Source organism: Acidovorax delafieldii 2AN (genome assembly GCF_000175235.1).
Taxonomy (GTDB): domain Bacteria; phylum Pseudomonadota; class Gammaproteobacteria; order Burkholderiales; family Burkholderiaceae_C; genus Acidovorax; species Acidovorax delafieldii_B.
The window spans coordinates 1-2,636 of sequence record NZ_ACQT01000370.1; the positions used below are offsets into that span (position 1 = coordinate 1).

The window sequence follows — 2,636 nt, forward strand, 5'->3', positions numbered from 1 at the left end:
TGTCGGCGCCGATCCAAATCTGAGCCACCGTGCCGACCGAATATTGAGCCAGGGGTGGGGGCCGGCCTTCAGAGGGCCGGCGGTGGATAAGTGTAGGTCTGTCCTGGCTCTTTGACCTCCTCGATGTTGAGTTGAGCGCGCGGGGGAAGCCGCGCAGGGCGTAGCCCGTAGCGGATTTCCCCGCGCGGCGCCGCTTCAGAAGTCGTCCTGCGGCAGCTCGGACTTGCTGCCCTTGCGGGCCTGCTCGCGCGCCTTGATGCGCTTCTTGGCCTCTGCCGTACTGCGGCTGAAGCGGATCGACTCGTTGCCCGTCTCCACGATGTGGCAGTGGTGCGTGAGCCGGTCCAGCAACGCGGTGGTCATCTTCGCGTCGCCGAACACGCTGGACCACTCCGCGAAGTCCAGGTTGGTCGTGATCATCACGCTGGTGTGTTCATACAGGCGACTGAGCAGGTGGAACAGCAACGCCCCGCCGGCCTGGCTGAACGGCAGGTAGCCCAACTCGTCCAGGATGACGAGGTCCATGCGCAGCAAGCTCAATGCAATGCGCCCGGCCTTGCCTTGCGCCTTCTCCTGCTCCAGTGCATTGACCAGGTCGACCGTCGAGAAGAACCGCACGCGCTTGCCATGCCGGGTGATGCCCGATACGCCGATGGCCGTGGCCAGATGCGTCTTGCCCGTGCCCGGCCCACCCACCAACACGACGTTGTGTGCGTCGTCTGTGAAGTTGGTTGCGGCCAGTGTGCTCACAAGCTTGCGATCTACCGGCGAGACCTCGAAGTCGAAGCCGGCGATGTCGCGATGCACCGGGAACTTCGCGGCGTGCATCTGGTGGCTGACCGAGCGCATGGCGCGATCCGTGCCCTCGGCCTGCAGCAAGTGCTCGATCAACCAGCGCGAGGAGTCCACCCCTGCGTTCGTTCCTTGCTCCACCAGGTCGGCCCAGGCGCCGGCCATGCCATGCAGACGCAACGCCTTGAGTTCAACCGTCACGTCACGCGTCATGGCCGGCCTCCTCGGTGGCGTTGTCGGCACGCAGGCTGTCGTAGCGCGCCGTGTTGGCCAGCGGCGGTGTGCTCACCTTCAGCTGCGTCGCAGCCGTCTGCGGCATCGGCACCGCATTCAGGCGCCCCAGCACGTTGACCACGTGCTCCACGCTCACCTTGCCGGGCGGCCCGGTCTCCAGCGCCAGTTCCACCGCCACCAGCACCGCGTCCAGCCCGGCGCTCAGCACGATGGCCAGCACCTGCGCCATCACGCGGTCGCCGCCCGGGTTGCGCAGCAGCCCACGGCGCAGCCTCTGCAGCGGCTCGGGCATGTCGGCGAACGGCGCGCCATTCCTCAGCGCGCCGGGCTTCCTCTGCAGCAGCGGGATGTAGTGCTGCCAGTCATACCGCGTCTCGCCGGCGTTGCTCAGGCGGTCGTGGCGCGCGACGATGTGGTCGTTGGCCACCACGACGACGCTGCCCGGGTACAGCCTGGTGCTGACCATTTGCCCGAACAGCTCGCACGGCACCGAGTAGCGGTTGCGCGCCACCGATACCAGGCAGGTGCTGGACACGCGCGCGGGCTTCTCGACGTAGCCATCGAACGGCGCCGGCATGGGCATCAGATGCGCCCGCTCGTGTTCGAGCATCTCGGCCACGCTGAACTGCTCGTGCTCGGGGTGGCGCACCTCGTCCCACAACGCCCGGCACCGCTGGCCCAGCCAGGCGTTGAGTTCGCTGAAGCTGCCGAAGCGCTGCTTGGCCGCGTCGATCCAGATGCGCCGGCGGCTGTCCTGCACGTTCTTCTCGACGACGCCCTTCTCCCAGCCGCTGGCGACGTTGCAGAAGTCCGGGTCGTACAGGTAGTGCGCACACATGGTCGCGAAGCGCTCATTGACGATCCGGCCCTTACCCTTCTTGACCTTGTCCACCGCGGTCTTCATGTTGTCGTAGATGCCGCGCCGGGCCACGCCGCCCAGGGCTGCAAAGCTGCGGGTATGGGCATCGAACAACATCTCATGGCCTTGGCTCGGATAGGCCACCAGCCAGAAGGCCCGCGAAGCGCATAGCTTCATGTGCGAGACCTGCATGCGGTAGTAGATCCCGCCCACCACCAGCCCTTCCTCGCTCCAGTCGAACTGGAAGGCTTCGCCGAGCTCGAAGGCCAGCGGCACGAAGGCGTTGGCGCTCGCAGATTGACCTTCGCCCTGGCGCCACGCCCGGATGAAGTCGGTCACCCGCGTGTAGCCACCGTCGTAGCCAGCGCCCCTGATCTCGGCGTACAGCGCCTTGGCCGTGCGACGCTCGCGCTTGGGCCGCCGGGCGTCGGCCTTCAACGCCTGCCTGAGCGCCTCGTGGAACGCAGTGAGCTTGTTCGGCTGCTCCCCGCGCCGGTACTTCGGCGGGCCATCCACCTCGCCGTGCAGCCACTTCGCAACCGTGTTGCGCGACAGCCCCGTCATGCGCGAGATCTCGCGCTCCGATTTGTTCTTCCGGGCATGCAAACGCCGGATCCTGCCAATCATGTCCATGGTGATCACTCCTCGTCCTCTGCTGCACAAAAAAACAGCAGAGTAGGTTGAACACCTGGCTCAATTTTGGGTCGGCACAACCCTCATAAGTGGCTCAGTTTTCGGTCGGCGCCAACAG

2 protein-coding genes are annotated in these 2,636 nt (G+C 66.1%); both read right to left on the reverse strand.

The annotated features are described in order from the left end of the window. Positions 1-195 precede the first annotated feature (195 nt). Positions 196-1,005, reverse strand: coding sequence for an IS21-like element helper ATPase IstB (istB, locus tag ACDELDRAFT_RS21130; RefSeq protein ID WP_005800232.1), 810 nt, complete (start codon positions 1,003-1,005; stop codon positions 196-198). After that, positions 995-2,518, reverse strand: coding sequence for an IS21 family transposase (istA, locus tag ACDELDRAFT_RS21135; RefSeq protein WP_005800234.1), 1,524 nt, complete (start codon positions 2,516-2,518; stop codon positions 995-997). Before istA ends, istB begins: the two co-directional genes overlap by 11 nt. Positions 2,519-2,636: the final 118 nt, after the last annotated feature.